The organism is Pedococcus soli (assembly GCF_054782575.1).
On the sequence record NZ_BAAGSF010000004.1, the window covers coordinates 585,026 to 603,889 of the forward strand.

Consider the following 18,864-nt stretch of genomic DNA (forward strand, 5'->3'; position numbering starts at 1 on the left):
CCGATCCGGCGCAGATCCTTCCAGCGCCCGGCCCTGCACGACCTCCCCCGAACGGGCCGATGCGCGGACGACCCACGCGCCACCGGGTCAATCGGTAACCTCCAGACATGCGCACATGGGGGTGGGTCGCGGGGGCGACTGCAGTTCTGGTCCTGAGCGGGTGCTCGGCGTTCGGAGCGGAGGTCATCGACCTCGATGCATCCGCGAACGCCGGGAGCCACCCGGTAGCCAGCCCCACCGCCTCCACCACGAGCACTCCACCCGCACCGGCGGAACCCTGCGTCACCGTGTCGAAGGCTGCTCTGAAGGCTGTCGACCGCGTCGTCCGCGACAAGGGCGAGGAGAACACCGTGACCCGGGCCGGCGCCCAGCGGGACGTGGACTCCGGGATGTGGCTCGTGGTGGGCGCCTTCGGTGGGCCTGCGGGAGCCGGCGAGGGCGCCCTCGGCATCTGGGCCACGGAGCAGGATCCTCGCGCCGCGGACTTCGCCTCGCCGGTCCTGGCGGTCGACACCGCTGCCTCCGAGTGGTCCACCGCCGAACCCGCCCACGACATCGCGTACGACCCCGCCTACGCGCCGGTCGTCGTCTGCCTGCCCGACCCGAGCTAGATGACCGGGCTGTCGCGGTGGGCAGCGGCTGCCGTCGCCCACGTGGAGCGTTCGGCGGTGGGCGAGCCGCTCGACACCGAGCTCCGGGTCACCCTCAACTTCCACCCGGACCGCGACTTCCGCGGCACGCCGATCCTGCGGGCGATGGCCGCTGCCGGCACCTACCGCTCCCAGTTCGAGACGGGCACGGGCAACGGCGGCCTCACCGCCCGCCCGGGAGGCGCCCGCTGGCGCTGGGAGCAGCGCATCTTCGGCGGCGCGTATGCCGAGGCACCGGACCGCGAGCGGCCCAGGTATGGCGCGCTCAACCATCGTCGGCGGGCTGTCGGCGGAGCTCCCCGGTTCGGGTCGGCCCACCTGCGCCTGACCCGGGAAACGTTGGCCCGGACCACGTTCTGCTACCCGGACTCCGTCTTCGAGCCCGACCTCTTCGCGACCGCCGACCACTTCGACCTGGCGACTCGTGCGGACGCCGACCTCGCGAGCGGGAGGACCGACGACCTCGACAGCTATGTCGAGGCGCACGTGCACGGCGTCGTGGACCTCGCCCGGGACGTCGACGCACTGGTGCTCGACCCGTCGTTCCGGGGGACCGCGGTCGAGTCGGCGGCGAGGGACCTTCCGCTCACGGTCGAGTGGCACGACGGTTTCCGGCTGGGCCTCGACGTCGTCCGCGCCCATCCGGAGTACCGCGGCGAGCACGTCGTCGCGCTCGCCGAGCGGGTCGCCGTCGAAGGGTGGCTCACCCCCGACGTCATCGGTCACGCGGCGGCGACCGAACGGCACGACCGGCAGGCGCTCAAGCAGGTGTGGCACCACCTCGCTCGGTTCGGCGCCCCTGACTCCGCCGACGCAGGGCCCTCAGTCGAGGGCTGACTCGACGAGCACCGGGTGCTCGAGGTCGCTGTTGTCGACCACGAGGTCAGCGCGTTCCCACGGAGAACGCTGCGCGAAGTAGGTGCGCTGGGCCTCGACGTAGCGGCGCAGCTCCGGGTGCGCCGGGTCGGGGGGCGACCCGTCGCGCACCGCCATCCGCGCCGCCGACACCTCGAACGGCACCTCGACGAAGATCGTGAAGTCGAAGGCGCCCTCGAGCTCGTCCCGGTGCAGGAACAGCCCGTCGACCACGGCGACGGCACCAGCCGGCGCCACGTGGAGCGGACCCTGCAGGACCTCGTCGGTCACGACGTCGTGCCCGGCTGGTCGATACTGACGAGAACCGTTGCGGCCCAACGGGACCAGCGCCTCGGCGAGCAGCCGGTGGTAGTCGAACGAGTCGAGCCAGAACCCCTCGGGTGACGTCCTGCCACGGCGGTAACGCTCCGCCCGCACCCGGTGCCAGCCGTCGACGGAGAGCTCGACCACAGGCCGACCGAGGTCGCGCAAGGCACCGGCCAGCTCGGCGGCGAAGACCGTCTTCCCCGCTCCATCGACCCCGTCCACGCCCACCCTGACGCAGTCGTCGCCCACGGGCTGGGGCACGAGGGAGGCCACCTTCGCGACGAGGGCGGCGCGGGCGGCATACCCCTGCTCGCCCACCGAACCGGGCGAGCCGAGCGAACCGACCGAGCCGGGGCGGACCGGCTCAGACACCGGGGACGAGCCAGCTCAGCAGCGTCACGAACCCGATCACCGCGCAGATGACGAACAGGATGCCCACGGCGACGGCGATGATCACCGCGGTGTCGACGCCGCCCTCGCTGTCCCCCTCGGCGGCATCGAGACCGGCGGCAGGCTGGTCCTTCTCGACGCGGCGGCGCAGCGCGTCGACCCGCTTGTTGCCCTCGTGGTCGCGCACGGACCGCGGCAGGCTGTGCCACATCTGCACGAAGTTGTCGGCGTGCCGGTCGCGCCAGGCGTCCACGGCGGCGTCGACATCGGCACCACGACGGTTGGTGCCGAACCAGGCGGCGCCGGCCGACGGCAGGTCCCGCATCGCTGCGTGGACGTCACCGAGCAGGGCGAGGGCCTCAGGGTCGTACGTGCCAGCCACGTGACCGACGAGCACGTCCCGCGCCTTCCACTCCCGTCCGGCCTCGAGGTCGGCCCGCGCGCTGGTCACGACAGCATCGGCGGCGCTGCTGCGGCTTTCGGTCGGGCTCTGGTCGGTCACACCGCGAGTATGCCGCGTCCGGCGGATCGTCCGTTCTGGTGGGGTTCGCCACAGGGGGTTGCAATCATTACCCGCCAGTAGCACCATGGAAGTTACCGACCAGTACGGTCGGGACAACGCTGTTCGACACCGTGCGGAGGTGCCCGCGATGGGCCACTACAAGAGCAACCTGCGAGACCTGGAGTTCAACCTCTTCGAGGTCTTCGGCCGCCAGGACGTCCTGGGCCACGGCCCCTACGCCGAGGTGGACGAGGACACCGCCCGCGAGATGCTCAAGGAGGTCTCGCGGCTGTCCGAGAACGAGCTCGCCGCGTCCTTCACCGACGCCGACCGCAACCCCCCGGTCTACGACCCGAAGACGTTCTCGGTGACGATGCCCGAGAGCTTCAAGAAGTCTTACGCCGCCTACACGGACTCCGGCTTCTGGGCCGTCGACGTCCCGGGCGAGCTCGACGGCACGGTCGTCCCACCGTCGCTCAAGTGGGCCATGAACGAGATGGTGCTCGGCGCGAACCCTGCGATCGCGATGTTCGCCGCGTCCTACTCCTTCGCCAAGCTCCTGCACATCCTCGGCAACGACGAGCAGAAGAAGCTCGCCAGGTGGATCGTCGAGAAGGGGTGGCACTGCACCATGGTGCTCACCGAGCCCGATGCCGGTTCCGACGTGGGCGCCGGTCGCACCAAGGCCACCGACAACGGTGACGGCACGTGGAACGTCACCGGCGTCAAGCGGTTCATCACCTCGGCCGAGTCCGACATGGTCGAGAACGTCATCCACTTCGTGCTCGCCCGTCCCGAGGGCGCCGGACCCGGCACCAAGGGCCTGAGCCTGTTCATCGTCCCGAAGTTCCACGTGGACCTCGAGACCGGGGAGCTGGGCGAGCGCAACGGCGCCTACGTCACCAACCTCGAGCACAAGATGGGCCTCAAGGTCTCCACCACCTGCGAGGTCACCTTCGGCGAGAAGGAGCCGGCGGTCGGCACCCTCACCGGTGACATCCACGACGGCATCGCCCAGATGTTCCGTGTCATCGAGCACGCCCGCATGATGGTCGGCACCAAGGCGATATCGACCCTGTCGACGGCCTACCTCAACGCCCTCGACTACGCGAAGCAGCGCGTCCAGGGTGCCGACCTCACGCAGCAGGCCGACAAGTCCGCGCCTCGCGTCACGATCACGCACCACCCCGACGTGCGCCGTTCCCTCATGACGCAGAAGGCGTACGCCGAGGGCCTGCGCGCGCTCGTCGTGTACACGGCGACCCAGCAGGACATCGTCGACCAGGCGTTCCTCGAGAGCGGCTCGGAGGAGATCGCCCCCGACTCGCCGGCCGACACGGCCCGCCGCGTCAACGACCTGCTGCTGCCGATCGTCAAGGGCGTCGGCTCCGAGCGCGCCTGGGTCCTCCTCGGCACCGAGTCGCTCCAGACGCTCGGCGGTTCGGGGTTCCTGCAGGACTACCCGATCGAGCAGTACATCCGCGACGCCAAGATCGACACGCTCTACGAGGGCACGACGGCGATCCAGGGCCTCGACTTCTTCTTCCGCAAGATCATCAAGGACAAGGCGCAGGCCCTGTCCTACCTCGCGATGCAGATCCAGGAGTTCGCCAAGGACCTCGGGAGCACCGGCGGCACCCTGGACCGCGAGCGCGAGCTGCTCGGCAAGGGGCTCGAGGACGTCCAGGGGATCCTCGGGTTCATGGTCGGCGAGCTGATGAAGTCCGACCCGCGCCAGGACGGTGGAGACGTCACCAACCTCTACAAGGTCGGCCAGAACACCTCCCGGCTGCTGCTCGCCGCCGGCGACCTCGTCATCGGCTGGCTGCTCCTGCGCCAGGCCGAGGTCGCGCACCAGGCCCTCGAGTCCGGCACCGCGTCCGCGAAGGACCGTGACTTCTACCAGGGCAAGGTCGCCGCCGCGTCGTTCTTCGCCCGCACGATCCTGCCGAAGATCGCCGCCGAGCGGGCGATCGCCGAGGCCACCGACAACGCCCTCATGGACGTGCCCGAGTCGGCCTTCTGAGCCACGCGGCCCCGCGACCGGCGCTGGGCCACCAGCGGGTGGCCACCGGGAGCGGACGGGTGTGCCGTCCGCTCCCGGCGCGTGCGAAGGGCTGGCATCCCCCTGCGGATCCAGCCCTTCGACGCCCCTGCGGTCGCACCCCTCGGCACCCCCGTGCGCGACGGAACCACGACCTCTGCATGCTCTTCGGACCCACCCCCGTGAACGGATTGGTCACCCCCGGGCCTGACACGCATCCGCACATGACTGAGGGCGGGCCGCTCACGAGCGGCCCGCCCTCAGTGGTGCGTCGTCGTGCTCAGATGCCGCGGTCGCGGTCGACGTCGACCTCGTCGACGCGGGTGCCCGTGGCCGGGTCGGTGTGGCTGACCCGACGGGCCGAGTAGCCGCCTCCGGTCGTGGCCCGACGCGTCACGACGAGGGACAGCAGGATGGCGAGCACTCCGGCAGCCATGCAGATCCACCCCACCGTGGCGAGGTCGATCCCGGACACCGAAGCGTTGAGGGCGAACGTCAGGACGGCGCCGACGACGATGAGGAAGATGCCCAGTCCGATGTACATGTTCACTCCTGGAAGGTCGCGGGCGCAGGCTGCACCCAGTGGGTGCGAGCGTAGACCCGGCGCGCCTGACCTGCAGGAATGGCGCGCAGGGACAGCCGAAAGCATGACGCCCGGCGAAGGTGGGGCGCTCAGGCCCCCGGGCCCATGCCGCCGGTCGGGCCGTTGCCGGTGATGCGGTGCTCCTCGGCCGAGCGGCCCTGGTAGGGGTTGTCGCCCTTCTTCTCGAAGGTCGCACCGCGCCGGTTGAGCAGGAACGCCAGGACCGCGATGACGATGAGCAGGAGCAGGATCAGCTTGAGCATGGTTCCCCACCTCTCCGTGGCCCCGACAGGGCCGAGGACTCGAGACTAGGGCCCGGCCACGGTGAACGGTGCGAAACGTGCTGAACCAACCCCCTTGAGTTCGAACAGGTGTTCGAATACACTGGTCCCATGGCCGCGATCGCCACCGTCCGCACCGCCCCTCTCGGGACGGTCGAGACGCTGCGCCGCATCGACGGACTGCTGGACCGCCTCGACACCGGTGACGTCCGAGGTGGGGCCGCAGCCGCGCTCAGCCTCGGAGAGGTCGATCGGCTCATCGCGCGGCTGCAGTCCATGCGCCTGTCCCTGGTCGCCGAGGCAGACCGCTCGGAGATCGCCTCGGGGTCCGGGCTGACGGGTACCTCTGCCTGGTTGGCCCTCAGCACCCGCAGGGACGGGGGACAGGCTGCGCGTGACGTGCGGTTGGCAGCTGCCCTGGACAGTGACCTGCCGGCCACCCGTGCGGCGCTGGCGGCCGGGGACGTGTCGACCGAGCACGCCCACGTCATCGCGAGGGCGACGGCGCAGCTGCCCGACGGTCTGAGCCTGCACGAGCGCGCCGCCATCGAGGGCGACCTGGTGCGCCGCGCCCGTCTCGTCGACCCGGCCACCCTGCGCAAGGAGGGGCGGCGGATCCTGTCGGCGACAGAGCGTTCCCCGGCCGAGGTCAACGCGCACGAGGACCACGTGCTCCGTGCCGAGGAGGAGGCCGCCCTCGCGAAGTCGCGACTGACCTGGCACCACAACGGCGACGGGACGACGACCGGGCACTTCACCCTGCCGTCGTTGGCGGCGGCGATCCTGGCCAAGACCGTCCAGCAGATCGCCTCGCCGCGCCGGTTCGCCCAGAGGGCGGCCACGGTGGCGAAGGCGGCCGGCACCGGCACTCGAGCCGAGGTCGAGCTGGCCACGTGGGACGCGTTCCGGACGGCGGACGGCGACTGGGCCCACCGCTACGGCAAGGCCTTCGTCGAGCTGCTCGAGCACCTGCCCACCGACTCGTTGTCCGGCAAGGTGGCGGCGACCGTCGTGGTGACCATCGACCACGACCGCCTCGAGGCCGCCGTGGGAGCTGCCCACCTCGACACCGGTCAGGACCTCTCGGCCGGAGAGGTGCGACGCCTGGCATGCAACGCCGGGATCCTGCCGGCCGTCCTGGGCGGACGATCGGTGCGGCTCGACCTGGGGCGGCAGGAGCGGTTCTTCACCGAGGCGCAGCGCACGGCCCTCGCCACGAGGTACGACTCGTGTGCGGCGCACGGATGTGATCGGCCCTATGCGTGGTCCGAGCTGCACCACGAGGACCCGTGGTCACGCGGCGGCCGCACCGATCTCGCCAAGGCAGTGCCCTTGTGCGGGCACCACCACCGCCGAGCCCACGACGGCCGCTACTCGCACCACGTCGTCACCGACGTCCAGGGGAGGAAGACCGTCACGTTCGCCCTCCGGAGGTGAGGGGAGCCCTCAGACGCCGTGGGAGGGGCGGGAGGTGGCCGGCGCTGTCCAGGGAAGGTGGCATGCGCGTCGGCGGGTCCAGGCAGGGCGGGAGCAGACGTGTGCCGTCCGACGTGACGTGAGACCTCTCGTCAGACGCCGCGCAGGTCGAGGGTGAGCTCGGCGGGGGCGTCGGCGACGAGCACGACGGGGATGCCCCAGTCCTGCTGGTAGAGGTGGCAGGCGGCGTGCTCGGGCACCTCACCGGTGACCGGGTCGCCGTCGCACGAGGCTGCCTGCACGGAGACGTGCAGGACGCCGTCGCCGACCGAGGGGTCGAGGTCGAGCACCCTGGTGAGGCCCTGGGCGCTGCCGCCCCCGGAGCGCAACAGGTGCTCCGGGGTGGCCGACACGACCAGTCGCGTCGGGTCGCCCCAACGATGGTCGAGCTTCTGGCCGGTGGGCGGGGTGAAGGTGACCTCGAGGCGCACCTCGCCCGCCGCGATGCTGGTCCGGGGCCGCTGCGTCTGGCGGGCGAGGCCGTCCACGCGGGTCGCCTTGTCCGGCAACGGGATCCGCACGAGCTGGTGCGCGGCCGACTCCACCACGAGCAGGCTCGTCCCCGAGTCGCTGCTCTCGACGAGGGCGTCGGAGGGCTCGCGCAGGCCGCTGGCGAGCGTGCTCACCTCTCCCGCGACCGGGTCGAACCGTCGGATGGCCCCGTTGTACGTGTCGGAGACGGCGACCGACCCGTCCGGCAGCACGGTGACCCCCAGGGGGTGCTGGAAGAGCGCCTGGTCTGCTGCGCCGTCGCGGTGACCGAAGTCGAAGAGCCCCTTCCCGACGTGGGTCGTCACGACGAACCCCTCGTCGGTCACGTCGAGCGAACGCAGGGCCGAGGTCTCGGAGTCGGCGACCCAGAGGCGGGTGCCGTCAGCCGAGACCGCGAGGCCCGAGGGCTGGGCGAACCACGCCTCGTCCGCAGCGCCGTCACGCACCCCCTCGGCCGAGGTCCCGCCGAGGACGGCGACCGTGTTGTCGGCCGGGTCGGTGGCCAGGTGCAGGGCCCAGAGCTGGTGGACGCCGGCCATGGCGATGACGACCCGGTCGATGAACCAGGCGAGGTCCCACGGGGTCGAGAGCGGCTGCCGGAGGGCCGGGCCGCTGCCGGAACGTTCGCGCAGCTGCTCCCCCGTGCCGGCCAGCACGGTCCAGGTGCCGTCGGACAGGCGCAGGCCGAGGACCCGGTGGTTCACCGAGTCGGCGACCACGACGTCATAGCCGACTCGCTCCGCAGTGGCCGCCGGCAGGACGAGGACGCCCTGCGGCTCGGCGAGGTCGCCGACCTCCGCCCCGCCGACCCCTGCCCCGCCGAACCTGCCACGCTCGGTGACCAGGTCGGGCTCGAGCCAGACGATCTCGTGGTGCGTGGTGTCGGAGACGACGAAGGAGCCGTCGGGCAACCCGGCGACCTTGCCGGGGAACCGCAGGGCGGTCTCGGCGGGTTCGGGCGCGGCATACGGCGAATCGCCCTGGCGGAGCGTGCCCTTGGCGCTGTGCTCGGCGATGAGCTCCTCGACGAGGACGGCCAGGCCGTGGGCGTGGCCCTCGCCGGACATCGAGGCGACGATGTACCCCTCGGGGTCGATGACGACCAGGGTCGGCCAGGCCCGTGCGGTGTAGGCCTGCCACGTCACGAGGTCGGGGTCGTCGAGGACCGGGTGGTGCACGGCATACCGCTCCACGGCGGCGACCAGCGCGTCGGGGTCGGCCTCGTGCTCGAACTTCGGTGAGTGGACGCCGATGAGGACGAGGGAGTCGGCGTACTTCTCCTCGAGCGGGCGCAGCTCGTCCAGGACGTGCAGGCAGTTGACGCAGCAGAACGTCCAGAAGTCGAGGACGACGATCCGGCCGCGGAGCTCGGCGAGCGAGAGGTCCGCCCCGCCGGTGTTGAGCCAGCCGCGACCTGAGAGCTCGGGCGCACGGAGGCGGGTGGCCGCACGGGGCGACGCGAGCTGGGGCGTCACAGCCGCCGGTCCTGCAGCACGGGGAACTGCTCACGCCAGGTCGTCACGGCATCCATGTCGACCTCAACACTGAGCACCTCCTCGCTAGTCCCGGCCATGGCGAGCGCCTCGCCCGTGGCCGAGATGACCTGCGAGTGGCCACCCATCTCGGTGCCGGCGTGGGTGCCGGCCGTGTTGCAGGCGATGACGACGCACTGGTCCTCGATCGCTCTGGCATGCGCCAGCAGGGTCCAGTGCCGCACGCGGGCGGCCGGCCAGGCGGCAGGGACCACGAAGGCGGTCGCCCCGGCGTCGAGCTGGCGTCGGTAGAGCTCGGGGAAGCGCAGGTCGTAGCAGGTGGACAGGCCCGCTCGCCCTGCCCCGCCCGGCAGGTCGACGAGGACGACGTCCTCACCGGCGTCCATGAGCCTGGGCTCACCGGCACCGAACCCGAACCGGTGGATCTTGCGGTACGTCGCGACGAGGCTGCCGTCCGCGGCGTAGACCAAGGAGGTGTTCCAGAGCCCACGTCCCTCCGGACCGGTCTCGCCGTCGCCGGGCCGTTCGACGATGGACCCGGCGTGCAGCATGACCCCGGCGTCGCGGGCCGCCGCGGCCATCGCGGTGCCGATCGGGCCGTCGACGGGCTGGGCCCGTCCGGCCCACTCGCGGTAGGAGAAGCCACCCGGGGCCCAGAGCTCGGGCAGGACCACGAGGTCGTGGCCCTGCTGCTCGCGGACCAGGGCCGCGACCCGCTCGACGCGGTCGTCCATGGGTTCGTCGTCGCCGTAGGCGACCTGCAGCACCGCGACTCTCATCGGCCCATCATCTCCCGTCGCCCTGGTCGCCCTGCTCCCGGCGACGTTGCCGCTCCTCGCGGCGTCGCAGCTCCGCCAGGTGGGCGTTGTATGCCGCGAGCTCGGCATCCCCGTCACGGTCCGCCTGGCGGTCCTTCCGACGGGTCTCGTCGCGGTCGGAACGGACCCAGGCCACGGCGACCATGAGGGTCAGGGCGAGGGTCGGCGCCTCGCCGATCCCCCACGCCACGGCCCCGGCCTCCTTCTGGTCCTGCAGGGGGTCGGTCATCCACGGCAGCTTGACGACCTCGAAGAAGTCGGGCGCGAGGATGGTCGTGCTCCCCGTCATGACGACCCCGAAGAACGCGTGGAAGCTCATCGTGGCGAAGAGGATGACGAGCAGCATGAGGGGCGACCACTTCTTCGGGCCCGGGTCGATGCCGACCAGCACCCAGACGAACAGGTACCCGCTGAGCAGGAAGTGGAACATCATCAGCATGTGCCCGGTGTGGGTGCGCAGCGCCAGCTCGAACAACGGCGAGTAGTAGAAGATCGCCAGGCTGAAGAAGAACAGCGCCGCGGCCACGACGGGGTTGGCGATCGCCCGGAAGACGCGGGAGTGCACGACCTGGAGCACCACCTCCCGCGGGCCCCACGTCTTGTCGGGGCGCGACGGCAGGGTGCGCAGCGCCAGCAGGATCGGCGCGGCCGGGACGAGGAACAGCGGGACGAGCATCGCGACGACCATGTGCATGACCATGTGCATCGAGAAGAGCACCCGGCCGTACACGCCGGGGGCGCCGCACACGGCATACAGCAGGACCGCCCAGCCGAGCACCCACACGATGGTGCGGTGGACCGGCCAGGCGTCGCCGCGGCGACGCAGGCGGACGACCCCGGCGACGTAGAGGCCGACGGCGACCAGGGCCACGGCGAGCCAGAACCAGTCGGTGGTCCACGTCGTGAACCAGCTCGACCCCGTCAGCGGAACTGGCTCGGGGTACCCGGTGAGGTTGTACGCAGGGGTCGCGTCGGCGACCGGCGCCTCGGAGACGGGCGGTGCGCTGCGGGCCATGGCGACCGCGGTGCCCATGGCGATCCCCATGACGACGAGCTCGGCGACGACGAGGCGGGCGAACGCCGTCCCGGGTGAGGCACCCCGCAGGCGGGACAGGAGGCTGCGGCGGTGCAGGTACCCGGCGACGCCGAGCAGGACCAGGGCCAGGGTCTTGACGATGACGAGCGCGCCGTAGCGGGTGCCGAGGACGGACCACGTGCCGACCCGCAGGAACGCGCTCTGGACGCCCGAGGCGGCCACCGCCGCGAAGCACCAACCGGCGAGGACGGAGAAGCGCTGCGCGGTGGCGGCGAGGTCGGAGCCGGCCAGCAGCGGCCGCAGCACGGCGAGCGCGAGCAGGCCGCCGACCCAGACGGTGACGGCGACCAGGTGGACGGCGAGCGCGTTGACGGCCGTGCCGTGGTCGGTGGCGCCGGCCGCGTGCCCGGCGAGGGCCAGCGGCAGCAGGGCGACCACGGCGATCGTCGCCAGCCACGCCATGCCCGCCCTGGTGGTGGCCACGAGGGCGCCGATGCACACCACGGCCGCGAGGCCGCTCGTGATGAGCACCTCCCGGATCGGCAGGAGCTGCCACGCGAACGTCGTGAACTGCTGGGCGAAGCCCGGGTCGCTCACCGGGATCCCGATGAGGGTGGCCATGCCGAACACGGCGCCGACCGCCCCGGCCACGGCCCAGACGCCGGCGGCGACGCCGGCCAGGCGGGTCGCGGTGATCCGGCGTCGCGTCCGGGTGGTCTCCGGGACCAGGAAGGCGGCGAGCACGAGCAGACCGACGGTGACCGCGGCGGCGACGTCGTGCAGCACGCGGGCGTAGAGGACGCCCCAGCGGACGACCCCGCCCGGGTCGCCCACGACGGGGGCGACGGCGGCCTGGCCGACTGCCGCGGCGAGGGGCAGCGCGAGCAGCACGGCGACGACCAGGGCGACGCCCGGCAGCCGCGCGGGGGTGGCCGCCTGCGGTCTCACGGACACCGCGGCAGGTGAGGTCATGCCCCCAGCCTAAGTAGGGTGGGGGCATGCCCCTGCATCCGGCAGCACCCGAAGACCTGGCCGGACTCGTCTCGGCCTACCAGGCGACCACCCAGGCCATCGTCGACCTGGGTCGGTCCTGCACCGAGGCCGACTTCGCCAAGGAGACCGCCTGCCCGGGCTGGACCGTCAAGGACCAGATCTCGCACGTCGTGGGTCTGGAGTCCTGGCTGCACACCGGTGAGGTGCCCCGGGTGGACGTGCCCGCCTACGGCCACATCAGGAACGACGCAGGGCAGTTCATCGAGAAGTCGGTCGAGCTGCGCCGCCCGATGGTCGGCCAGAAGATCGTCGACGAGCTCGAGACCGTCGCCGCCCGACGGGTGGCAGAGTTCTCCGCACCCGAGGTCACCCTCGAGACCGTCGTCCGCGGTCCGTGGGGCCCGGCGCCCGTCGGCGAGACCCTCCGGCGCCGGATCCTCGACATCTGGACCCACGAGCAGGACCTGCGCCACGCCCTCGGCCGCCCCGGCAACCTCGACTCCGGCGGCGCCGCGGTGTTCATGGACCTGCTGTTCGCCGCCCTGCCGCGGCTGGTCGCCAAGGAGGCCGGGATCGAACCCGGCAACGTCGTCATCATCGACTCCACCGGGCCCGTGATGGGGCGCGCCGGCGTCTGGGTGGAGCCCGGCGACGAGGGCAAGGCGCGCGGCATACCGCTCTTCTCGGGGATCGCCCACGACGGCGACCCGGAGGACGTGTTCACGACCATCACGCTCTCGACCGACTGCCTGACCCGCCGGGCCGCAGGCCGGGGCGGGCTCGACGACATCCACTTCAGCGTGGTCGGGGACGAAGCCGTCGCCCACCGCGTCCTGGAGCACCTCGTCCTGGTCCCCTGAGGCGCGCGCGACCCCTCCTGCTCGTCCGAACGGCTGGTTCCCGGAGCACCGTCGTGCTCAGAAGCGGACAACTGATTGTGCCGCACAACTATCTCGTGATACTTGTATGCCGCAAGCAACCTTCCGTCCCCTAGGTCACCCCATGCCTGAGCACGACCCCTCGCACCACCTCGACCGGGAAACCGCGGACCGGGTGAGCCTGGGCCTCGTCCGCCTCATGAAGCTCCTCCAGTCCATGAAGCTGCACGCCCCACGGCTCCACCCGGCAGTCGACGCCACGGCGTACCCGCTCCTGTTCAACCTCCTCGCCGAACCCCGCCGGGTGTCGGCCCTCGCCGAGGCCATCCACTCGGACGTCTCCACCGTGAGCCGCCAGGTGAGCACCCTCGTCGGCCACGGGCTGCTCGACAAGGTCAGCGACCCGGAGGACGGCCGGGTGCAGGTGGTCCGCCTCAGCGACCAGGGGGTCGCCCTGCTCAAGGACATCCAGCGGCAGCGCAACGAGTGGTTCCGCGAGCTGATGGACGACTGGACCCCCGACCAGGCGAGTGACTTCGCCGCCCACCTCGAACGTTTCGGCTCCGCCCTGGAGACCAACCGGGAGAGCCTCCTGCGCCGCCGCGCACCCCATCCCACCCCTGTCGCCGACACCGGCGACACCAGCACCACGGAGAACTGACATGGCAGCCACCGCCCCCGCGCGGCCCGATGGCCCCCTGACCCACCGACAGATCGTCACGATCCTGATCGGCCTGATGATGGGGATGTTCCTCGCCGCCCTCGACCAGACGATCGTCGCCACCGCGATCCGGACGATCGCCGACGACCTCAAGGGTCTGGACCAGCAGGCCTGGGCGACCACCGCCTACCTCATCACCTCGACGATCGTCACCCCGCTCTACGGCAAGCTCTCGGACATCTACGGTCGCAAGAAGTTCTTCTCGACCGCGATCACGATCTTCATCGTCGGCTCGGTGCTGTGCACCCTGTCGCAGTCGATGCTCCAGCTCGCGTTCTACCGCGCGGTCCAGGGCCTCGGCGCCGGTGGTCTCTTCTCGCTCGCCCTCGCGATCATCGGCGACATCGTCCCGCCGCGTGAGCGCGCCAAGTACCAGGGCTACTTCCTCGCGGTGTTCGGCACCTCGAGCGTCCTCGGCCCGGTCATCGGCGGCTTCTTCGCCGGCCAGAGCTCGCTGCTCGGCATCGACGGCTGGCGCTGGGTCTTCCTCGTGAACGTCCCGATCGGCATCGCCGCCCTCCTCGTCGTCTCGCGCACCCTGCACCTGCACCACACGCGCCTGGACCACCGGATCGACTGGTGGGGCGCCGCCACCCTGACCCTGGGCCTGGTGCCGCTGCTGCTCGTCGCCGAGCAGGGCCGCGACTGGGGCTGGGGCTCGGGTCGCTCGATCGCCTGCTACGTCATCGGCGGGGTGGGCGTGATCGCCTTCCTGCTCGTCGAGCGCGCCATGAAGGACGAGGCGCTGCTGCCGCTCACGTTGTTCCAGAACCGCACCGTCGGCGTGGCCTCCGCGGCTTCCGTCCTCATCGGCATGGCGATGTTCGGTGGCCTCGCGTCGCTCCCGCTCTACCTGCAGATCGTCAAGGGCGCGTCGCCGACCAAGGCCGGGCTGCTGCTCCTGCCGCTCACCCTGGGCATCATGTTCGGCTCGATCCTCTCGGGCCAGATCATCAGCCGCACGGGCAAGTACCGCCTGTTCCCGATCGTCGGCTCCGCCCTGCTCGCCGTGGCCCTGTTCGTCTTCCACTTCGTCAAGGCGGACACCCCGCTGTGGCAGACGATGATCGTCATGGTCTTCTTCGGGCTCGGGCTCGGGTTCAACTTCCAGCCGCTGACCCTCGCCGTGCAGAACGCCGTGTCGCCACGCCTCATCGGTGTCGCGACGTCCTCGGCCACCTTCACCCGCCAGATCGGTGGAACGCTCGGCACCGCGGTGTTCCTGTCCATCCTGTTCTCGACGGTCCCCGACAAGATCGCCACGGCACTGCAGAAGGCGCAGGGCACGTCGGAGTTCAAGGCCGCGCTCGCCGACCCGGCGAACGCCGAGTTCGCCAAGTCGATGGCCGCCTCTCAGCAGGCCGGTGGCGGCGGGGCCGCCGGTGGCGTGCTGAAGGACTCGTCGTTCCTCAACCAGCTCGACCCACGACTGGCCAAGCCGTTCCTCGAGGGCTTCTCCCAGGCGATGGACACCGTGTTCCTCGTCGGTGGCTCGGTCATGGTCATCGGGTTCCTCGTGATGCTGTTCCTGCCGCACGTCGAGCTGCGGGGCGGTTCGGCGTACTCCGAGCGCGGCGCGGAGGACAGGGCCGACGAAGCGGCTGCTGCAGCCGCTCCGCCTGCCGTCGGTCACTGACCGGGTGGGGTGTGGCGCGGGGCGAGCCAGCGCCACACCCCGCGCCATACCCCGACCGTGGGGGTCCACCCTGACCTGACCCCGAACCGTCCCCTGAACCCCGGGTGAGCCCATCGGCCCCCCCGGGGTTCGTGGTTACTGTGACCCGTGTGGGCACCGTCGTGCAGACCCGGGGACTGACCAAGGACTACGGTCCGGTCCTCGCGCTGGACTCGCTCGACCTCGAGATCGGCGCCGGCACCACCGGCCTGGTCGGGGCCAACGGGGCCGGCAAGTCCACCCTGCTCAAGATCCTGCTCGGCCTCGTCCCCCCGACCGGGGGCGGCGCCCGGGTCCTGGGGCACGACATCGCCACCGAGGGGCCGGCGATCCGCGGACTGGTCGGGTACCTGCCGGAGCACGACTGCCTGCCACCCGACGTGAGCGCGAGCGACTTCGTGGTCCACCTGGCGATGATGTCGGGCCTGCCCCGGGTGGCCGCCCGCGAGCGGGCCGCCGAGGTGCTGCGCCACGTGGGGCTCGCCGAGGAGCGGTACCGGCCGATGGGTGGCTACTCGACCGGGATGAAGCAGAAGGCCAAGCTCGCCCAGGCCCTGGCCCACGACCCGCGGCTGGTGCTGCTGGACGAGCCGACCAACGGGCTCGACCCGGCCGCACGCGAGGAGATGCTGGGGCTGGTCCAGCGGATCGGGCGCGACTTCGGGATCGCGGTGATCGTGACCTCGCACCTGCTCGGCGAGCTCGAGCGCGTGAGCGACCACGTCGTCGTGCTCGACGGTGGCCGGCTCCTGCGCGCCTCCCGGACCGACGAGTTCCTCGACGCCACCGGAGTCCTGCTCGTCGAGGTCCTCGGCGAGGACGCACAGGCCCGGATGGCCGACGCCCTGAACCGTGCGGGCGTGGCCACCGTCCCGCGGGGCCGGATGCTCACGGTCGACGCGGCCGCGCGGACGTCCGGGGAGACCGACGTGCACGACCTCATCCGCGACACGGCCGGCGACCTCGGCCTGGGACTGGTCCGGCTGCAGGTCGACCACCGCCGGATCGAGGACGTCTTCGCCGACGGCGAGGTGCTCCGTGGCTGAGCAGCCCTCGACCGACCCGACGGCCGCGACGCCGGCGGGCGCCAGCGTCATCCACGACCTCGGGTACCGGCCGTACACCGGGCCCCGCCTCGGGTCCGCCGCCATCGCCCGGGCCCTGGTCGTCACCGGCTTCCGCAACGCCTTCGGCCTGGGCCGCTCCGGCAAGTCGAAGGTGCTGCCCTTCATCCTGCTGGGCATCAACCTCATGCCCGCCCTCGTGATCGGCGGCGTGATGGTGTTCGTCGGGCTCAAGGAGCTGCCGATCGGCTACGCGCAGTACGCCTCCACGACCCAGGTCCTGCTCGGGATCTTCGTCGCGTCGCAGGCCCCCGTGCTCTTCTCCCGCGACCTGCGCCACGGCACCATCTCGTTGTACCTCGCCCGTCCGCTCCCCTCCCGGACCTACGCCCTGGCCCGCTGGGCCTCGCTGCTCGGGGCCACCCTGGTGTTCCTGCTGCTCCCGATCCTGCTCCTGTATGCCGTGGCGCTGCTCGGTGAGCTCGACTTCGGCACGCAGACCGGTGACGCCGCGGTCGCGGTGGCCCTCGCCGTCCTGCTCGCCCTGTCGCTCACCGGGGTCGCCGGCCTGGTGGCCTCCTGGTCGACCCGGCGCGGGTTCGCCGTCGTCGCCACCATCGCCCTGCTGCTCATCGGCAACGGCATCGTGACCGCGATCCAGGGGATCTCCGGTGAGGAAGGCCATCCACGCGTGGGCGAGGTCGCCGGACTCTTCTCGCCGTACTCGCTGTACCGCGGGCTGATGTCGACCTGGACCGACACCGACGGGCCCACACCCCCGACCGGGACCGCGATGCAGGCCGCCTACCTGGTGGTCCTGGTCGCCCTGTCGGCGGCGTGCGTCGGCGGCCTGGTCTGGCGCTACCGGAAGGTTGCGACGGCATGAGCAGGGGCGTCCGATGAGCATCGTCACCATCGACAAGGCCTCGCGCTGGTACGGCAACGTCGTCGCCGTCAACGGCATCTCGATGACGGTGCGGCCCGGGGTCACCGGTCTGCTCGGGCCCAACGGAGCCGGCAAGACCACCCTCATCGCCCTCATGTCGGGCTTCCTCGCACCGTCGGCAGGCACCGTCACCCTCGACGGCGAGCAGATCTGGCGGCACACGGACGCCTACCGCACCATCGGGCTCGTCCCCGAGCGGGAGCTCAGCTTCGGCTACCTCACCGGCCGACAGTTCGTCGTCGCGAACGCGGAGCTGCACGGGCTGGCCGACCCCGGTGCTGCCGCCGAGCGGGCCCTGGCCGTGGTTGAGATGACCGAGCCCGCAGCCCGTCGGATCGGCACCTACTCCAAGGGGATGCGCCAGCGCGTGAAGCTCGCCTCCGCGCTCGTCCACGACCCGTCGGTGGTCCTGCTCGACGAACCCTTCAACGGCGTCGACCCCCGCCAGCGCCTGCACCTGATGACGCTGCTGCGCCAGATGGGTTCGGAGGGCCGCACCGTCCTGTTCAGCTCCCACATCCTCGAGGAGGTCGAGCAGGTCGCCCGCCAGATCGAGGTGGTCGTCTCCGGTCGGCACGCGGCCTCGGGCGACTTCGGCCAGATCAGGCGGCTGATGACCGACCGGCCCGTGCAGTACGTCGTCGTGGGCGACGACGACCGCGGCCTCGCCAGCGCCCTGATCGCGGAACCCTCGGTGGTCTCGGTCGCACTGCGTCCGTCCGGTGGGGTGGACGTCGCGGTCAGCGACTTCGGGGCCTTCACGGTCCGCCTGCCCCGGGTGGCGCGGCAGCACGGCATACGGGTCCTCGAGCTCACCCCCACGGACGAGTCGCTCGAGAGTGTCTTCTCCTACCTGGTCGGGGGCGACCGGTGAACCCCACGATCCTGCGCCTGTCGGCCCAGGCGCTGCTGGGTCGTCGCCGCGGACTGGTGCTCGGCCTGATCCCCCTCGTGCTGCTGGTGCTGGCCGTGGTGGTGCGGGCCCTGACGAGCGACGCCTCGGTCGGCTACCAGGCGGTGACCGACCTCGGGTTCAGCCTCGCCCTGCCCCTGGTCGCCCTGCTCGCGGCCACGGCCGTCCTCGGCCCCGAGGTCGACGACGGGTCGATCGTGTACCTCCTGTCCAAGCCGGTCAGCCGCCACGTCATCGCCACCAGCAAGTACGTCGTCGCCTGGGCGGCCACCATGGCTCTCGGCGCCCTGCCGGTACTCGTGACCGGTCTCGTCCTCGACGTGTCCGACCCGAGGCGCGCCGTCGCCTGGGGCGCCGGCGCGGCGGTGGCCGGGACGGCCTACACCGCACTGTTCCTCGCGATGGCTGCCCTGACCCGGCACGCGGTGGTCATCGGGCTGCTGTTCTCGCTGTTGTGGGAGGGCGTGCTCGGCAACGTCCTCGACGGCATCCGCTGGGTGGCCGTGGGCGCCTGGGGGCGCGAGGTCGCCTCGTCGATCAGCTCGTTGGTCCCCGCACCGGGGCTGGGCCTCGGGTACGCCGTGGTCGCGTCCGTCGTCCTGAGCGCCTTCGGGCTGTGGTTCACCGGCGACCGGCTGCGCTCGTTCACCCTGCGCGGCGACGAGTAGGCGACTGCCGGCTCCTGCCGCATGACGAGGGCCCGCACCGGTGACGGTGCGGGCCCTCG

18 protein-coding genes are annotated in these 18,864 nt (G+C 71.6%); 11 read left to right on the top strand and 7 right to left on the bottom strand.

Features of this window, described 5'->3' with window-relative positions; genetic code table 11:
- Window positions 1-107 precede the first annotated feature (107 nt).
- Together ACYVKF_RS08810 and ACYVKF_RS08815 are read left to right on the top strand one after the other, a co-directional pair.
- A complete protein-coding gene (locus tag ACYVKF_RS08810) occupies window positions 108-611 on the top strand; it encodes a hypothetical protein (protein WP_460966166.1) in 504 nt (167 codons plus the stop codon).
- Window positions 612-1,487, top strand: a complete 876-nt coding sequence (locus ACYVKF_RS08815; RefSeq protein ID WP_460966167.1) for a DUF3626 domain-containing protein — start codon at window positions 612-614, stop codon at window positions 1,485-1,487.
- On the opposite strand, the gene ACYVKF_RS08820 is transcribed toward ACYVKF_RS08815, so the two are convergent.
- Together ACYVKF_RS08820 and ACYVKF_RS08825 are read right to left on the bottom strand one after the other, a co-directional pair.
- Window positions 1,473-2,204, bottom strand: coding sequence for a nucleoside/nucleotide kinase family protein (locus tag ACYVKF_RS08820; protein ID WP_460966168.1), 732 nt, complete (start codon window positions 2,202-2,204; stop codon window positions 1,473-1,475). The genes ACYVKF_RS08815 and ACYVKF_RS08820 overlap by 15 nt on opposite strands.
- Window positions 2,197-2,724 carry a hypothetical protein gene (locus ACYVKF_RS08825; protein ID WP_056920186.1) on the bottom strand — a complete coding sequence of 176 codons (528 nt, stop codon included), beginning with the start codon at window positions 2,722-2,724 and terminating at the stop codon, window positions 2,197-2,199. Before ACYVKF_RS08825 ends, ACYVKF_RS08820 begins: the two co-directional genes overlap by 8 nt.
- 148 nt (window positions 2,725-2,872) lie before the next feature.
- Between ACYVKF_RS08825 and ACYVKF_RS08830 the strand changes: the two genes are divergently transcribed.
- Entirely contained in the window at window positions 2,873-4,750 is a 1,878-nt protein-coding gene (locus ACYVKF_RS08830; RefSeq protein ID WP_460966169.1) for an acyl-CoA dehydrogenase, read from the top strand.
- A gap of 298 nt (window positions 4,751-5,048) precedes the next feature.
- Here ACYVKF_RS08830 and ACYVKF_RS08835 read toward each other — a convergent pair whose 3' ends face one another.
- Complete coding sequence (locus ACYVKF_RS08835) at window positions 5,049-5,312, bottom strand: DUF6458 family protein (protein WP_056915946.1); 264 nt, start codon at window positions 5,310-5,312, stop codon at window positions 5,049-5,051.
- A gap of 128 nt (window positions 5,313-5,440) precedes the next feature.
- Complete coding sequence (locus tag ACYVKF_RS08840) at window positions 5,441-5,614, bottom strand: hypothetical protein (RefSeq protein ID WP_157581435.1); 174 nt, start codon at window positions 5,612-5,614, stop codon at window positions 5,441-5,443.
- A 129-nt stretch (window positions 5,615-5,743) separates the two neighbouring features.
- Between ACYVKF_RS08840 and ACYVKF_RS08845 the strand changes: the two genes are divergently transcribed.
- Window positions 5,744-7,069 carry an HNH endonuclease signature motif containing protein gene (locus ACYVKF_RS08845; RefSeq protein ID WP_460966170.1) on the top strand — a complete coding sequence of 442 codons (1,326 nt, stop codon included), beginning with the start codon at window positions 5,744-5,746 and terminating at the stop codon, window positions 7,067-7,069.
- Between the two features lie 131 nt (window positions 7,070-7,200).
- Here the strand turns inward: ACYVKF_RS08845 and ACYVKF_RS08850 are convergent, their stop codons facing one another.
- Genes ACYVKF_RS08850 through ACYVKF_RS08860 form a run of 3 tightly spaced genes read right to left on the bottom strand, consistent with a single transcriptional unit; the run spans window position 7,201 to window position 11,919 of the window.
- Window positions 7,201-9,075, bottom strand: coding sequence for a thioredoxin-like domain-containing protein (locus ACYVKF_RS08850; RefSeq protein ID WP_460966171.1), 1,875 nt, complete (start codon window positions 9,073-9,075; stop codon window positions 7,201-7,203).
- Window positions 9,072-9,872: a carbon-nitrogen family hydrolase gene (locus tag ACYVKF_RS08855; RefSeq protein WP_056915949.1), complete on the bottom strand. Its 801-nt coding sequence runs from the start codon at window positions 9,870-9,872 to the stop codon at window positions 9,072-9,074. Before ACYVKF_RS08855 ends, ACYVKF_RS08850 begins: the two co-directional genes overlap by 4 nt.
- A gap of 7 nt (window positions 9,873-9,879) precedes the next feature.
- Entirely contained in the window at window positions 9,880-11,919 is a 2,040-nt protein-coding gene (locus ACYVKF_RS08860; RefSeq protein WP_460966172.1) for a cytochrome c oxidase assembly protein, read from the bottom strand.
- Window positions 11,920-11,945: 26 nt separating this feature from the next.
- On the opposite strand from ACYVKF_RS08860, the gene ACYVKF_RS08865 reads away from it, so the two are divergent.
- The 7 genes from ACYVKF_RS08865 to ACYVKF_RS08895 all read left to right on the top strand — a co-directional run bounded on the left by ACYVKF_RS08865 (window position 11,946) and on the right by ACYVKF_RS08895 (window position 18,805).
- A complete protein-coding gene (locus ACYVKF_RS08865; RefSeq protein WP_056915951.1) occupies window positions 11,946-12,800 on the top strand; it encodes a maleylpyruvate isomerase family mycothiol-dependent enzyme in 855 nt (284 codons plus the stop codon).
- Between the two features lie 142 nt (window positions 12,801-12,942).
- Entirely contained in the window at window positions 12,943-13,479 is a 537-nt protein-coding gene (locus tag ACYVKF_RS08870) for a MarR family winged helix-turn-helix transcriptional regulator (RefSeq protein WP_460966173.1), read from the top strand.
- A gap of 1 nt (window position 13,480) precedes the next feature.
- On the top strand, window positions 13,481-15,175 hold the full coding sequence (locus tag ACYVKF_RS08875; protein ID WP_056915953.1) for an MDR family MFS transporter: 1,695 nt from the start codon (window positions 13,481-13,483) through the stop codon (window positions 15,173-15,175).
- A 149-nt stretch (window positions 15,176-15,324) separates the two neighbouring features.
- Window positions 15,325-16,260, top strand: a complete 936-nt coding sequence (locus ACYVKF_RS08880) for an ABC transporter ATP-binding protein (RefSeq protein WP_460966174.1) — start codon at window positions 15,325-15,327, stop codon at window positions 16,258-16,260.
- Window positions 16,253-17,164, top strand: a complete 912-nt coding sequence (locus tag ACYVKF_RS08885) for a hypothetical protein (RefSeq protein WP_460966175.1) — start codon at window positions 16,253-16,255, stop codon at window positions 17,162-17,164. The genes ACYVKF_RS08880 and ACYVKF_RS08885 overlap by 8 nt, the downstream gene beginning before the upstream one ends.
- 13 nt (window positions 17,165-17,177) lie before the next feature.
- A complete protein-coding gene (locus tag ACYVKF_RS08890) occupies window positions 17,178-18,098 on the top strand; it encodes an ABC transporter ATP-binding protein (protein ID WP_460966176.1) in 921 nt (306 codons plus the stop codon).
- Window positions 18,095-18,805 (top strand): ABC transporter permease subunit, encoded by a 711-nt coding sequence (locus ACYVKF_RS08895; protein ID WP_056915956.1) that lies wholly within the window; start codon window positions 18,095-18,097, stop codon window positions 18,803-18,805. Before ACYVKF_RS08890 ends, ACYVKF_RS08895 begins: the two co-directional genes overlap by 4 nt.
- The last annotated feature ends 59 nt before the right edge of the window (window positions 18,806-18,864 follow it).